12 protein-coding genes are annotated in these 14423 nt (G+C 59.8%); 7 read left to right on the plus strand and 5 right to left on the minus strand.

Features of this window, described 5'->3' with window-relative positions:
• Window positions 1–66: 66 nt before the first annotated feature.
• The 3 genes from secA to DNK59_RS02255 all read left to right on the plus strand — a co-directional run bounded on the left by secA (window position 67) and on the right by DNK59_RS02255 (window position 5207).
• Window positions 67–2808, plus strand: coding sequence for a preprotein translocase subunit SecA (gene secA / locus DNK59_RS02245; protein ID WP_110722148.1), 2742 nt, complete (start codon window positions 67–69; stop codon window positions 2806–2808).
• 120 nt (window positions 2809–2928) lie between these two features.
• Entirely contained in the window at window positions 2929–4146 is a 1218-nt protein-coding gene (gene argJ, locus DNK59_RS02250) for a bifunctional glutamate N-acetyltransferase/amino-acid acetyltransferase ArgJ (protein WP_092311185.1), read from the plus strand.
• A gap of 116 nt (window positions 4147–4262) precedes the next feature.
• Complete coding sequence (locus DNK59_RS02255; RefSeq protein ID WP_110722149.1) at window positions 4263–5207, plus strand: Nudix family hydrolase; 945 nt, start codon at window positions 4263–4265, stop codon at window positions 5205–5207.
• Window positions 5208–5325: 118 nt separating this feature from the next.
• On the opposite strand, the gene DNK59_RS02260 is transcribed toward DNK59_RS02255, so the two are convergent.
• From DNK59_RS02260 to DNK59_RS02270, 3 genes are read right to left on the minus strand one after another with little or no spacing between them, the layout of a single operon-like run.
• Window positions 5326–5913 (minus strand): cob(I)yrinic acid a,c-diamide adenosyltransferase, encoded by a 588-nt coding sequence (locus DNK59_RS02260; RefSeq protein WP_110722150.1) that lies wholly within the window; start codon window positions 5911–5913, stop codon window positions 5326–5328.
• Between the two features lie 2 nt (window positions 5914–5915).
• A complete protein-coding gene (locus DNK59_RS02265; protein ID WP_092311194.1) occupies window positions 5916–7952 on the minus strand; it encodes an ATP-binding protein in 2037 nt (678 codons plus the stop codon).
• A 45-nt stretch (window positions 7953–7997) separates the two neighbouring features.
• Window positions 7998–8915, minus strand: a complete 918-nt coding sequence (locus DNK59_RS02270; protein WP_110722151.1) for a putative 2-dehydropantoate 2-reductase — start codon at window positions 8913–8915, stop codon at window positions 7998–8000.
• A gap of 143 nt (window positions 8916–9058) precedes the next feature.
• Here DNK59_RS02270 and DNK59_RS02275 point away from each other — a divergent pair, with 143 nt between their 5' ends.
• Together DNK59_RS02275 and DNK59_RS02280 are read left to right on the plus strand one after the other, a co-directional pair.
• Complete coding sequence (locus DNK59_RS02275) at window positions 9059–9544, plus strand: YajQ family cyclic di-GMP-binding protein (RefSeq protein ID WP_011063029.1); 486 nt, start codon at window positions 9059–9061, stop codon at window positions 9542–9544.
• A gap of 138 nt (window positions 9545–9682) precedes the next feature.
• Window positions 9683–10525, plus strand: a complete 843-nt coding sequence (locus DNK59_RS02280) for a mechanosensitive ion channel family protein (protein ID WP_092311200.1) — start codon at window positions 9683–9685, stop codon at window positions 10523–10525.
• Between the two features lie 271 nt (window positions 10526–10796).
• Here DNK59_RS02280 and DNK59_RS02285 read toward each other — a convergent pair whose 3' ends face one another.
• Window positions 10797–12113 (minus strand): OprD family porin, encoded by a 1317-nt coding sequence (locus DNK59_RS02285; RefSeq protein ID WP_110722152.1) that lies wholly within the window; start codon window positions 12111–12113, stop codon window positions 10797–10799.
• A 932-nt stretch (window positions 12114–13045) separates the two neighbouring features.
• On the opposite strand from DNK59_RS02285, the gene DNK59_RS02290 reads away from it, so the two are divergent.
• Window positions 13046–13471: an HIT domain-containing protein gene (locus tag DNK59_RS02290; protein WP_092311203.1), complete on the plus strand. Its 426-nt coding sequence runs from the start codon at window positions 13046–13048 to the stop codon at window positions 13469–13471.
• 3 nt (window positions 13472–13474) lie between these two features.
• Window positions 13475–13681, plus strand: coding sequence for a SlyX family protein (locus DNK59_RS02295; RefSeq protein ID WP_110722153.1), 207 nt, complete (start codon window positions 13475–13477; stop codon window positions 13679–13681).
• Window positions 13682–13747: 66 nt separating this feature from the next.
• On the opposite strand, the gene DNK59_RS32270 is transcribed toward DNK59_RS02295, so the two are convergent.
• On the minus strand, window positions 13748–14353 hold the full coding sequence (locus DNK59_RS32270; protein ID WP_092311209.1) for a cold-shock protein: 606 nt from the start codon (window positions 14351–14353) through the stop codon (window positions 13748–13750).
• Window positions 14354–14423 lie beyond the last annotated feature (70 nt).

Here is a 14423-nt window from a genome sequence, read left to right on the forward strand (position 1 = left end):
CATGAGGGCTGCTCGGGCGACTCACGGGGCCGCCCTCCAACCCTATGTGTGGAAGATCCTGCCGATATGTTTGCGCCTTTGTTAAAGAAACTTTTTGGAAGCAAGAACGAGCGTGAAGTCAAACGCATGCTCAAGACGGTACAGATCGTCAATGCCTTCGAAGAGCAAATGGTGGCCCTTTCGGACGATCAATTGCGTGCCAAGACCGCCGAGTTCAAGGCTCGTATCGCCAAGGGTGAAACCCTCGACAAACTGCTTCCCGAAGCCTTCGCGGTCGCCCGTGAAGCCGGTAAGCGCGTCATGGGAATGCGTCACTTCGACGTGCAGTTGATCGGTGGCATGACCTTGCATGAAGGCAAGATCGCCGAAATGCGTACCGGTGAAGGCAAGACCCTGGTGGCAACCCTGGGCGTCTACCTCAACGCACTGTCCGGCAAGGGCGTACACGTAGTGACGGTGAACGACTACCTGGCTCGCCGTGACGCCAATTGGATGCGCCCGCTGTACGAATTCCTCGGCCTGACTGTCGGCGTGGTCACGCCGTTCCAGCCGCCTGAGGAGAAGCGTGCCGCCTACGCCGCCGATATCACCTACGGCACCAACAACGAATTCGGTTTCGACTACCTGCGCGACAACATGGCTTTCAGCATGGAAGACAAGTTCCAGCGCGAGCTCAATTTTGCCGTGATCGACGAAGTCGACTCGATCCTGATCGACGAAGCGCGTACCCCGTTGATCATTTCCGGTCAGGCTGAAGACAGTTCCCGCCTGTACACCGAAATCAACAAGCTGATCCCGCGTCTGGAACAGCACATCGAGGAAGTGGAAGGCCAGGTCACCAAGGCCGGTCACTTCACCGTCGACGAGAAGACCCGTCAGGTCGAGCTCAACGAAGCCGGTCACCAGTTCATCGAAGAGATGCTGACTCAGGTCGGCCTGCTGGCGGAAGGCGAAAGCCTGTATTCGGCGCACAACCTGGGCTTGCTGACGCACGTCTATGCCGGTCTGCGTGCGCACAAGCTGTTCAACCGCAACGTCGAGTACATCGTTCAGGATGGCCAAGTGGTTCTGGTGGACGAACACACCGGCCGTACCATGCCGGGTCGTCGTCTGTCCGAAGGCCTGCACCAGGCCATCGAGGCCAAGGAAAACCTCAACATCCAGGCCGAGAGCCAGACCCTGGCCTCGACCACTTTCCAGAACTACTTCCGTCTCTACACCAAGCTGTCCGGCATGACCGGTACCGCTGACACCGAAGCCTTCGAGTTCCATCAGATCTACGGCCTGCAGGTGATGGTGATTCCACCGAACAAGCCGCTGGCCCGTAAAGACTACAACGACCTGGTGTTCCTGACCGCGGACGAGAAGTACGCCGCGATCATCAACGACATCAAGGAGTGCATGGCTCAGGGGCGTCCGGTGCTGGTAGGCACCGCGACCATCGAAACCTCCGAGCACATGTCCAACCTGCTTAATAAGGAAGGCATCGAGCACAAGGTTCTGAACGCCAAGTTCCACGAGAAGGAAGCGGAAATCATCGCCCAGGCCGGTCGCCCGGGAGCACTGACCATCGCGACCAACATGGCCGGTCGTGGTACCGACATCCTGTTGGGCGGCAACTGGGAAGTGGAAGTCGCTTCCCTGGAAAACCCGACCCCTGAGCAGATCGCCCAGATCAAGGCCGACTGGCAGAAGCGTCACCAGCAAGTGCTGGAGTCCGGTGGCCTGCAGGTGATCGCTTCCGAACGCCACGAATCGCGTCGTATCGACAACCAACTGCGTGGCCGTGCCGGTCGTCAGGGTGACGCCGGCTCCAGCCGTTTCTACCTGTCCCTGGAAGACAGCCTGATGCGCATCTTCGCCTCTGATCGGGTGAAGAACTTCATGAAGGCTCTGGGCATGCAGTCCGGTGAAGCGATCGAGCACCGCATGGTGACCAACGCCATCGAGAAGGCCCAGCGCAAGGTTGAAGGCCGCAACTTCGACATCCGCAAGCAATTGCTGGAGTTCGACGACGTCAACAACGAGCAGCGTAAAGTGATCTATCACATGCGCAACACCTTGTTGGCTGCGGACAACATTGGCGAAACCATCGCCGATTTCCGCCAGGACGTGCTCAACGCCACCGTCAGTGCGCACATTCCACCGCAATCCCTGCCGGAACAGTGGGATGTGGCGGGTCTGGAAGAAGCCATCCAGAGTGGTTTCGGGGTCAGTCTGCCGATTCAGCAATGGCTTGATGAAGACGACCATCTGTACGAAGAAACCCTGCGCGAGAAACTGCTCAACGAACTGATCGCCGCATACAACGAGAAGGAAGATCAGGCCGGCGCCGAAGCGCTGCGCACCTTCGAGAAGCAGATCGTGCTGCGGGTACTGGACGACTTGTGGAAAGACCACCTGTCGACCATGGATCACCTGCGTCACGGTATCCACCTGCGCGGTTATGCGCAGAAGAACCCGAAGCAGGAGTACAAGCGCGAGTCCTTCACCCTGTTCTCCGAGTTGCTGGACTCCATCAAGCGCGACTCGATCCGCGTACTGTCCCACGTCCAGGTGCGTCGCGAAGACCCGGCCGAAGAAGAGGCGCGCCTGCGTCAGGAAGCCGAGGCGCTGGCTCAGCGCATGCAGTTCGAACACGCCGAAGCTCCGGGTCTTGATCAGCCTGAAGCCCTGGAAGAAGGGGTTGATGTGGACGTCGCCCTGGCCACCGCGCCAGTGCGCAATGAGCAGAAGCTGGGTCGCAACGAGCTGTGCTACTGCGGTTCGGGCAAGAAGTACAAACACTGTCACGGCCAGATCAACTAAGATCCTCGCCAGACACTGAAACACCCACGCCGTGACGGCATCAGCCGTCGCGGCGTTTTTCCATTTGCGACACCGTCTTTTGAGACGACGGTGCAGACACCTGAAAAGAGGAGCGCATTCATGGCTGTTGGTCTTGGTCCTTTGCCTACGTTGCACCCGGTTGCCGGCTTCGAACTCGGTATCGCTTCGGCTGGCATCAAGCGCCCGGGGCGCAAGGATGTGGTGGTCATGCGCTGCGTCGAAGGCTCCACCGTGGCCGGTGTGTTCACCCTCAATGCGTTCTGCGCGGCGCCGGTGATCCTGGCCAAGCAGCGGGTGCAGGGGCCGGTGCGCTATCTGCTGACCAATACCGGCAATGCCAACGCCGGTACCGGCGAGCCAGGCCTGGCCGCTGCGACCCGTACTTGCGCCAAGCTGGCTGAGCTGACCGGAGTGGATGCCAGCGCCGTGCTGCCGTACTCCACCGGGGTGATCGGCGAGCCGCTGCCGGTAGAGAAAATCGAAGGCGCCCTGCAAGCCGCGCTGGATGACCTGTCCGTGGACAACTGGGCGGCCGCGGCCACCGGGATCATGACCACCGACACCCTGCCCAAGGGCGCCAGCCGCCAGTTCCAGCATGATGGCGTGACCGTCACCGTGACCGGTATCAGCAAGGGCGCGGGGATGATCCGTCCGAACATGGCCACCATGCTTGGCTACATCGCCACCGACGCCAAAGTCTCCCGCGAGGTGCTGCAGAACCTGTTGCTGGACGGTGCCAACAAGTCCTTCAACCGCATCACCATCGACGGCGATACCTCCACCAACGACTGCTGCATGTTGATCGCCACCGGTCAGGCCAATCTGCCGGAAATCACCCAGGCCGAGGGGCCGCTGTTCGCTGCCCTGAAGCAGGCAGTGTTCGAGGTGTGCATGGAAGTGGCCCAGGCCATCGTCCGTGACGGCGAAGGTGCGACCAAGTTCGTCACCGTGGAAGTCAACGGCGGCGCTACTCACCAGGAATGCCTGGACGTGGGCTACACCGTGGCGCACTCGCCGCTGATCAAGACCGCGCTGTTCGCCTCCGACCCGAACTGGGGTCGCATCCTCGCGGCCGTGGGCCGTGCCGGCGTGCCGGACCTGGACGTCAGCAAGATCGATGTGTTCCTCGGTGAGGTCTGCATCGCCAGCCGTGGCGCGCGGGCTGCCAGCTACACCGAAGCCCAGGGTGCGGCGGTGATGCAGCAGGAAGAAATCACCATCCGCATCGAGCTGGGTCGTGGTGCTTGCAGCGAAACCATCTGGACCACCGATCTGTCCCACGAATACGTGAAGATCAACGCGGAATACCGCACCTAAGTAGCTCGCCGGCAACCCCGCTCCCGCCCTGTAGGAGCCGGCTTGCCGGCGAAGCGCAGATCCAGTGCCCGGCCCGCAAGGGCTCGGCCCAATGCCTGATCAGAGGAAACAGCGCGGTGAAACGAGTCCATGTGGCTGCGGCCGTTATCCGGGATGCCAGCGGCAAGATCCTGATTGCCCGGCGTGCCGACACTCAACATCAAGGGGGCCTGTGGGAGTTTCCCGGAGGCAAGGTCGAGGTCGGTGAAGCGGTCAATGCCGCACTGGCCCGCGAGCTGCAGGAAGAGTTGGGAATTGCCGTGCAGGCGGCGCGCCCGCTGATCAAGGTGCAGCACGATTACCCGGATAAACAAGTATTGCTGGATGTCTGGGAAGTGTCGGCATTCAGCGGCGAGCCTCACGGCGTCGAAGGCCAGCCCCTGGCCTGGGTCAGCCCTCGTGAGTTGACCGACTATGAGTTTCCCGCGGCCAATCAGCCGATCGTCGCCGCCGCGCGTCTGCCGGCCCAGTACCTGATCACCCCGGAAGGTCTGGAAACCCCGGCGTTGCTACGTGGCATGCAGAAGGCCATTGCCCAGGGCAGCAAGCTGATCCAGTTGCGTGCTCCCGGCGGCTACGACCCGCAATACCGCGATCTGGCGGTGGATGCGGTGGGACTGTGTGCCGGCAAGGCACAGTTGATGCTCAAGGGGCCCTTCGAGTGGCTGGGGGACTTCCCTTCGGCGGGTTGGCATATCACCTCGGCACAGCTGCGCAAGTACGCCAGCGCCGGGCGCCCGTTCGGCAAGGACCGCTGGCTGGCGGCCTCGTGCCACAACGCCGAGGAGTTGTCCCTGGCACAGCAGATGGATGTGGACTTCGTGACCTTGTCACCGTTGCAGCCGACCCAGACTCACCCCGACGCCGAGCCCTTGGGCTGGCAGCAGGCGCAGCAGTTGATCAATGGTTTCAACAGACCGGTGTATCTGCTGGGCGGTGTCGGGCCGGCCGAGTGTCAGCAAGCCTGGGACGTCGGTGCCCAGGGCGTTGCCGGAATCCGCGCCTTCTGGCCGCAGGACTGAAAGACAGCCGCTGCATCAGCGCTGGCGAGCAGCGGTCCATGCAACCGCCGGCTTGCCAGCGAAGGCGTCGTCAGCCGTTGCCCAGGACTCGTGAGTCCTTTCGCCGGCAAGCCGGCGCCTACGCAGAGGGGGCGGGCTTGGCGGCGGCCTGCCAGAGGATTTCCGCGATGCCTTGGCGCTTGGCAATCAGCCGTGCCGCGACAAACAGCAGGTCCGACAGGCGATTGATGTAGGCCAGCCCCACTCCCTGCAAGGGCTCCACGGCATTCAGGTGCTGGCAGCGACGCTCGGCGCTGCGCGCCAGGCTGCGGCAAACGTGGGCTTGGGCGATCAGCGACGAACCGCCGGGCAGGATGAAGTTCTCCAGAGGCCCCAGCTCCTCATTCCAGACATCGATGGCCGCCTCAAGACGCTCCACCTCGGCCGCGTCGAGTGCCTGATACACCGGCATGGCCAGTTCGCCACCCAGGTCGAACAACCGGTGCTGGCAGGGAGCTAGCACCTCGATGATGTCCTTGAGGCCAGGACAGGCAGTAACCTGCTCCTCCAAGCCGGCCAGAAGCAGTCCCAACTGGCTGTTCAAGCTGTCGACTTCACCGATGGCTTCCACTCGAGGATGATCCTTGGCGACCCGGCGGCCGTCTCCGAGTCCGGTTTCGCCTTTGTCGCCGGTGCGGGTGTAAATCTTCGACAAGCGAAAACCCATGCTTAGTTCTCCAGTGCTAGAGGTTCTTGAACCGGGGGCTGGTTGCTGGCCAGGGGCAGGCGCAAGGTAAAGCAGGTGCCCTGGCCCCGGGTCGATTGCACTTCCATTTGCCCCTTGTGGTTGTTGGTGATGATGAAGTACGACACCGAAAGGCCGAGCCCGGTGCCCTGGCCGATCTCCTTGGTGGTGAAGAAGGGCTCGAAGGTGCGCTTGCGCACGCTTTCGCTCATGCCGATGCCGTTGTCTTCCACCTGGATTTCCGCCCAGGGCGGATTCAGCTTGGTGCGCAGGATGATGCGACCGGGTTCGCTGTCGTCCTCGCGTTGGTGAATGGCCTGGGCGGCGTTCTTCAGCAGATTGAGCAGCACTTGCTCCAGTTCGTTGGCGGTGCCGGGCACGGGCCCCAGGTTCGGGTCGAACTGGCGGATGATCGCCTGCCCCTTGAAGTCGAAGCCGATGGCCAGGTCGAAGTCATTGCTGGCGATTTCCACTGCCTGATCGATCAGCGCCGGCAGGTCGCAGGGTGCCATCTGGCGATTGCTGCGGCGGCTGAAACTGAGCATGTGGGTGACGATCTTGGCGGCCCGGGCCCCGGCTTGTTGAATGCCATCGAGCAACTGCGGCACCTCGCGGCTTTCCAGGTAGCGGTTGACGGTTTGCAGTTCGACACCAAGCTGTTGTGCGTGTTCGAGGTTCTTCGGCAATTCCGGGGACAGCCGGCGGCGGATGTTCTGCACGTTGTGCAGGATGGCGCCCAAGGGGTTGTTGATCTCATGGGCCATGCCGGCAGCCAGGCCACCCACCGAGAGCATCTTCTCCGACTGCACCATCATCTCTTCCAGGGACAGGCGCTGGGTGATGTCGTCGATACGGATCACCACGCCGCGGCCGGCGCCGCCCATCAACGGGTAGAAGGTCAGGGCGTAATGCCGGGCCTCATCGTCCTTGACCCAGGTCACCCGTTCGACCTTGGTCACTGTGTGTTGCTCGACGGTTTCCTTGAGTTGCGGCAAAAACGGCTTGAGCGGTTCGAAGGCGAGGAAGATCGGCTGGTTCAGGGCTTCGTCCAGGCGAGTGCCGGACAGGGCACTGGCTTCCTGGTTCCACTGGGTGACATACAGTTGCTCGTCCAGGGCGATCAGGGCCGAGGGCATGGAGTCGATGATGCTGTTGAGGTAGTTCTGAAAACCGGTGAGCTTCTTCTCGATCTTGCTGCGAACCTGGACTTCCAGCTCCAGCTTGCGGTTGGTGTGGCGGGTTTCTTCGGCCAGACCCTGCGCCTGATCGTAGGCTGCCTGGGAGTCGTCGCGCGCGCGCTTGAGTTGCTGCTCCCGCGCTTCGATGCGCGACAGCATGGTGTTGAAGGCTTCCGCCAGGCTACCGATTTCATCGTGGTTGCCGCGGGAGGCGCGCAATGAGTAGTTCTCCTCGCGGGTCACCTGGCGCGACAGTTCCTCGAGCTGATGGATTGGCTGGGTGATCAGGCGCTTGATCTGGCGGGCGATGATCAGCCAGAGCAGGACGCTGAATATCAGGATCCCCAGGCTGGCGGTCAGAGTGCCGGTGTAGAACGCCATCGGCAGTTCGCTGGTGGCGACCAGCAGCAGATGTCCCGGGGCCTGGCCCGGGCGCGGCAGGGTGATGACCTGGTTGCTGCGAAACTCGGTCAATTGCCAGGCTTCGACATGGCGGTAACGTTCGGGCAGCTTGAGGTGTTGGCCGTGTTGCAACTGCGCCAGGCGTACACCCTTGCCGTCATACAGGGCCGCGGCCCGCAGCGGGGAATAGCTGTCGAGTTCATCCAGCAGCTTTTGTGCGTCCTCGGGGGAGTTGAGGGCCTGGGTTGCCAGGATCGGATTGGACACCAGTCGGCCAATGGTCTGCAGGGCCTGGGGCGCCATGCTTTCCTGAGAGATCCAGTAGGCGGCGCTGATAAAGGTCAGGTTGGCGACCAGCAGTACGGTGGTCAGCAAGACGAGCAGGGCGGCCAGGAGCTTTTGGCCCACGGGCAGGTTTTCGAGACGCTGGCGCAATGGCATCGGCTATATCGCTGGAAATGAGCAAGTGGGCAGCGTAGCCGCTGCTCAGGCGCTGGGCAATCCGCGCCGTTGCAGGTGGCTGACCAGGCGTTGCTGCAACTGTTGCAGATGGGGCAGTTGCAAGCGATGACGGGCGGCCGCCTGGCAGGCATATCCGAGCAGGTAGCTGATCTCGGTGCGGCGTTGACTGGCCACGTCCTGGTGCATGGAGGAGTAGTTGGCGGCGGTGGCCTGGATCACCCGTTGCACTTCCTGTTGCAGGTCTTGCGCGGCTGCCGGTTGTCCGCAGCAGTGCAGCAGCTCGCTCAGTTCGGCGCAGAGAGTGGCCACTTCGCATTGGTGTAGCTGCAGGTCTCCGTTGCGGCAGTCGTGCAGCACGGTCAATGGATTGATCGCGCAGTTGAGTGCCAGTTTGCGCCACAGGCGGGTGAGGATCTGGGTGCTCCATTCGTGGGGGATGCCGCTGGCGACCAGATCGTCGAGCCAGATCGGCGGGGTCGGGTGGCTGGAGTCGCCGAGCCAGGTATAGCCATGGCCGGCGAAGACCACGCGCCAGTCACCGTCGCGAAAGGCCCCTTCGGTACTGGAGGCGGCGATACAGCGAGCCTGGGGCACCTGTGCGGCTACGGCGTCCTGGCTGCCAAGACCGTTCTGCAGCAGGATCAGCTCGGCGTCCTGGGTCAGGCGCGGGGCGATGCTGGACACTGCCGCTTCGGCGTCATAGGCCTTGCACGCCAACAACAGGCGGCTGATGGGCGTCGTGCTATTTACGGTTTCCCCGGGAATCGCCAGCAGGCTGCTTTGGCCCTGCTCCACCAGGGTCAGGCCGCCCGCCGCTTGATACGCCTGCAAGCGGGCCTGATTGCGCAGGATCAGGCGTACCGGCAATCCGGCGCGAGCCAGGCGGGTGGCCCACAAAGTGCCGAGGCTGCCGGCGCCGAGAACATGCCAGGTGGTGGACATCAGCTTTTCGCTCTGTTTGGCCGCTCAGGGGAGGGCGCGCGGTGAAGGAGGGGAAAGACCCGTTATAATGAGCGCGGATTTTAACCGCAAGCCGGGCGTGTTCGATGTTTTGAACAGCGCCCCTTTTTATTTGGAGAGATTACATGCCGTCGTTTGACGTGGTATCCGAACTGGACAAGCACGAAGTCACCAACGCGGTGGAAAACGCCGTCAAGGAACTGGATCGTCGCTATGACCTCAAGGGCAAGGGCAGCTTCGAGTTCAAGGACAAGGAACTGACCGTCAACCTGACTGCGGAAGCTGAATTCCAGCTGGAAGCGATGATCGAAATTCTCAAGCTGGCCCTGGTCAAGCGCAAGATCGACGTGCAGTGCCTGGAGGTCAAGGACGCCTATGCCTCGGGCAAGGTGATGAAGCAGGAAGCAGTGCTCAAGGAAGGTATCGATAAGGAGTTGGCGAAGAAAATCGTCGCCCATATCAAGGATGCCAAGTTGAAAGTGCAGGCCGCCATTCAGGGCGAGCAGGTACGGGTCACTGGCAAGAAGCGTGATGACCTGCAAGAGGCCATCGCCGCCCTGCGTGCCAAAGAATTCGGCATGCCGCTGCAGTTCAACAACTTCCGCGACTGACCCTCAGTCTCCGGGAACCTCTAGAGCTTTTTGGCGTCCGAGGCCGGAGCAATGGCAGAAACGATTGCGCTCCAGCGGAGCCGGTCGTTCTGCCGGTCAGTCATGCATGCCAACGCCTTGGGGAATCTGGAGAGATAGATGGATTTGAACGCTGAAGTAGACAACCTGGTCCGGGCTTCCCAAGCCTGGATCCCGATGATCATGGAATACGGTAGCCGGGTGCTGCTGGCAGTGGTCACCCTGGCCATCGGCTGGTGGCTGATCAACAAGTTGACGCACAAAGTGGGTCAATTACTCGCGTTGCGTAATGCCGACCTGGCGTTGCAAGGCTTTATCAGTAGCCTGGCCAACATCATTCTCAAAGTGCTGCTGATCGTCAGCGTGGCCTCGATGATTGGTGTCGAAACCACTTCTTTCGTCGCCGCGATCGGTGCTGCCGGTCTGGCCATCGGCCTGGCCTTGCAAGGCAGCCTGGCGAACTTCGCCGGCGGGGTGCTGATCCTGCTGTTCCGCCCATTTCGTATTGGCGACTTCATTGAGGCCCAGGGCATTAGCGGTAGCGTGGACAGCATTCAGATCTTTCACACGGTGTTGCGTACCGGTGACAACAAGACGGTGATCGTGCCCAACGGCAACCTGTCCAACGGCATCATTACCAACTACAACCGTCAACCCACTCGCAAGGTGGTGTTCGACGTAGGTGTGGACTACGACGCCGATCTGCAGAAGGCTCGTGAAGTGTTGCTGGAGCTGGCGAAAGACGAGCGCGTGCTGGCCGATCCTGCGCCGGTGGCAGTAGTGTCCACCCTGGGTGACAGCGCTATCACCTTGTCTCTGCGGGTTTGGGTCAAGACGGCGGATTACTGGGACGTGATGTTCCGGTTCAACGAACTGTCGCGCGATCGCTTGAAGGCGGCGGGAATCGATATTCCCTTTCCGCAGCGCGTGATTCGTGTGGTTCAGGAAGCGGCTGTGTCATAAGGTGCTTTCAATACTTGGCCATGCGGTCAACTAATGCTGGTCAAGACAAGGGGCTTTAAGCCCCTTGTTTGTTTTCAGGGTTCCCTGGCAACTATCAAGTTCCATTCGAAAGCGGGGGCATAACGAGTGCAAGCAACTTCTTTAGTTAGCTTGCTATTTAAGTTTTGCATCTACGAGTTATTGTTGCCACGCGCAAAAAAGCCGCCGACCTGATCCAGGGCGGCGGCTTTTATTTGAGTTGCGCGTTGGCGCAATCAACTGGGCATTGAAATTACAAGATGCTCAGTGGGTACTCTACGATGATACGAACGTCGTTGTTGTCTGCAGTGTAGTCCTTGTTGTACGCACCGTTGGCACGGTACACGGCGCTACGCAGGCGGAACGACAGGTCCTTGGCTGGACCTTCTTGCATCACGTATTTGGTTTCGAAGTTGAACTCGTTTTCCTTGCCTTCGGTGTTCGACGAAGTGGTGATGTTGTCACCCTTCACGTAACGGGCCATGAAGCTCAGGCCAGGGACGCCGAGGGTCGCCATGTTCAGGTCGTAGCGAGCCTGCCAGGAACGCTCGTCTTCACCGATGAAGTCGGAGATCTGGATGGAGTTGGCGACGAAGATGGTGCCGTTGCCGTCCACACCGTACAGGTAGTTGGTGTCGCCGGTGGAGCGCTGGTGAGCAATGGTGAACTTGTTCGGGCCGATGCTGTAAGCAGCTGCCAGGCTCCACAGTTTGTTGTCCAGCTTGCCGTACAGCTTCTTGCCGTCGTCTTCGGTGCGATAGCCGTTGAAGTCCAGGTTCAGGGACTGGCTATCGGCGATCGGGAAGGTGTAGTTCAGGTTGATGTACTGCTTCTTGAAGTAGTCATCAACCTTGGACGCTGCCACGCCGCCGACGAAGTTGTCGGTGAACTTGTAGGTTGCACCTGCGAAGTCGGCAGAGGTCAGGCCTGGGTTTTTCAGGCCGGTGTCGCCGTTACGACCGTTGATGCTGTCGTTGTACTGACCGGTCTGCGAGCGCAGGGCGGTGAAGTGACCTGCATTCAGCTCCAGGCCTTTGATCTCGTTGCTGGTGATCAAGGTACCGGTGGCGACTTCAGGCAGCAGACGGCTGTCGTCGGTGGAGAATACCGGGCTGGCAACCATCTGGTTGCCGTACTTCAGGACGGTATCGGAGATGCGGAACTTGACCGCGCCACCTACAGCGGAAGAGTCTTTTTCAGGCTCGCCCAGGCTGTTGTTGGCTGCCAGGCCGTTACCGGAACGACCGGCACCACCGTCCAGCTTGACCACGCCCATGGCGAAAGCGTCAACGCCTACACCTACGGTGCCTTGAGTGAAGCCAGAACTGTACTGCAGCAGTTCACTCAGGCCGGTGTCTTGGCGATAGCCGCTTTTGAAGGTGCCGTCTGCTTGCTTGTGGTTACCTGCACCGTTCTTGAAGTCACGGTTCATGTACTCAAGACGGGTTTTCGCGGTCAGGGTGCTATCTTCGATAAAGCCCTTTGCGTCGTCCTGGGAGGACGCGATTGCGAACTGCGAGGTGCCTGCTGATACAGCCAGGGCGATCATGCTCCACTTCATCACGCGCATCGTGATTTGCTCCTTTGGTTTTTAGAAGAGTACTGCCGTCCCACCTGTTTTTTTATCTGGGCGGCTCTTTCTTTTTGTGTCGGCGCAAACTTATATCACGCTGACAATGTTGGCGATACTTGCCTATCTATCCTTTCAGCTTCTTTACGACCCTGTCGCAATTTGCTCGGTCAGTGTCGCAATTTTGCAGCCAGTCTGTATCCGAACCAACAACTTAGGTCGTGTTCTTCGAAGGAACATCACGAGCAATTCAGCTCCCGACGTACACACTCTAAAAAGCACCGCCGGGCAGCCTTGCCACTATTATTATGAGTCTGTGACGAGCCACTTCCGGTACTCCATCGCAGACGATGTCGGGGGCTAATGCAACAAGCGTGCACAAACCAAAGTTGTCTGGCCTTTTTTCTTCCGGGCGGCGTGCCGACCTGTAAAAACCGCATAAAACAGCCATGTAAAGCGCCTTTTTGTTTGGCTTGACGCAAGGAGCTTACTGGTGCAGGACTGTGCAATAAGTCGCACAGCGCGCCAAAATGTTACCGGTTCACACTGCAAGGTGAGTAGACGGCGGATGCTTGAGGAATTTAGCGTAGACCGTCTGTGCGATTTTGGTGCAAAACTTTTGTAATGCTGTGCAGGGTTCATACAGTCATGTGCGGTTATGGTCGGCGACGATGATGGTGTAACGAGTCATATTCTGGGCGGTGGTGATGCCTTGTGCATAAATGGTGCAAGGCATCAAGAAATGTACTGTCGCGGGGCATCTGCGCTGCATTGAGGCTGGCTCCTTGCCGGCTGATTAACGGGCGATGTCCGGCGTGAGCGCTTTGCTCATGAAGCTCGGGACATTCGCAGGTATGCTGCGCGTCTGTCGCCTGGTCAGTGTCACTGATGCTGTGAGCCAGGCTGAAATGAGCTGAGCGGGAGTAAATGCAGTGTTCACTTTAGATTCACGGCTGCAACAAGACACATTGCCCATCGGGGATTTCCCCCTCTGTCGGTTGCTGCTGTCCAATGACGCGAACTATCCCTGGTTCATCCTTGTGCCCCGTCGTGAAGATATCAGCGAGTTGTTTCAACTGGATGTCACCGACCAACTGCAGCTATGGCGGGAAACCACGGCATTGGCCGAAGTGCTCAAGGACTCCTTCGATGCCGATAAGCTGAATGTGGCGACCTTGGGTAACGTGGTAAGTCAGTTGCACATGCATGTGATCGTGCGTAAGCGGGATGACGCCGCTTGGCCGGCGCCAGTCTGGGGCAAGCACCCCGCCAAGCCTTACACCGCGCAGGAAGTTGCGGCGATTCGCAATCGGCTGCGGGTGGTGCTGACCGATGAATTCCATTTTCTGGAGGTTTGAGCCATGAGTCTGGAAGCGCGTATTACTGATCTGGAAAGCCGTCTGGCGTTTCAGGATGACACCATTCAAGCCTTGAGCGATGAGTTGGTATCGCAACAGAAGGTGCTGGAGCGCCTGCAACTGCAGATGAGTGCCTTGCTCAAGCGTCAGGAAGAAATGGCCGGGCAGTTCGAGTCTTTCGAGGAAGAAGCTCCGCCTCCGCACTATTAAAGGAGGGGCGGCATTCTTGCTGCACAAAAAAAACCGCGCCAGAGCGCGGTTTTTTATTGGTGTCGATCAGCGGCGTGGCAGCGCAGCGATCACGTCCTCGGCTTGCAGGCCTTTGTCGCGGTTCATGACCGAGAACTCCACGCGCTGGCCTTCCACCAATACGCGGTGACCTTCTCCGCGGATGGCGCGAAAGTGCACGAAGATGTCATCGCCGGAGTCGCGGGAAATGAAACCGAAACCCTTGGAGGTGTTGAACCACTTCACGGTGCCGGTATCGCGGTTGCTCATATCGTAGCTGGGAGCTGCGGAGGCGGCGGGCGAGGACTTGTAAAAGCTGATGCCCAGGTGCAGAGCCACGGCGACCAGTGCGGTCAGCAAGCTCACCAGGACAGCCGGTTGACCACCGATCACCGGCATCGGCGCCAGCAAGGTGAGGGTTTGCAGGACGACAACCAGTACCAGCAGAGCGCTGACCAGGTTTTGCAGGTGATGGCGCGAACCTTTGTTCCAGTGGGGGATAACTGGAGCGAGGATCAGGTTGAGCAGGCCGAACAGGGCCAGATAGATAGCATCGGGTTGTTGCAGGTAGGGAACCGCGTCAGATCTAAGACTCGGAATCAAAGACAGCAGCAAAGCTGCAATGCCTGTCAGCAGGTGGACGATTTTCAACATTTTGATTAACTCACGTTAAGAAGGAAGCACAAGGAAGAGCTGATCACGCACGGTTCGCTTCTGAATAAAT

The organism is Pseudomonas sp. TKO26, from assembly GCF_003225665.1.
GTDB classification, from domain to species: domain Bacteria; phylum Pseudomonadota; class Gammaproteobacteria; order Pseudomonadales; family Pseudomonadaceae; genus Aquipseudomonas; species Aquipseudomonas saponiphila.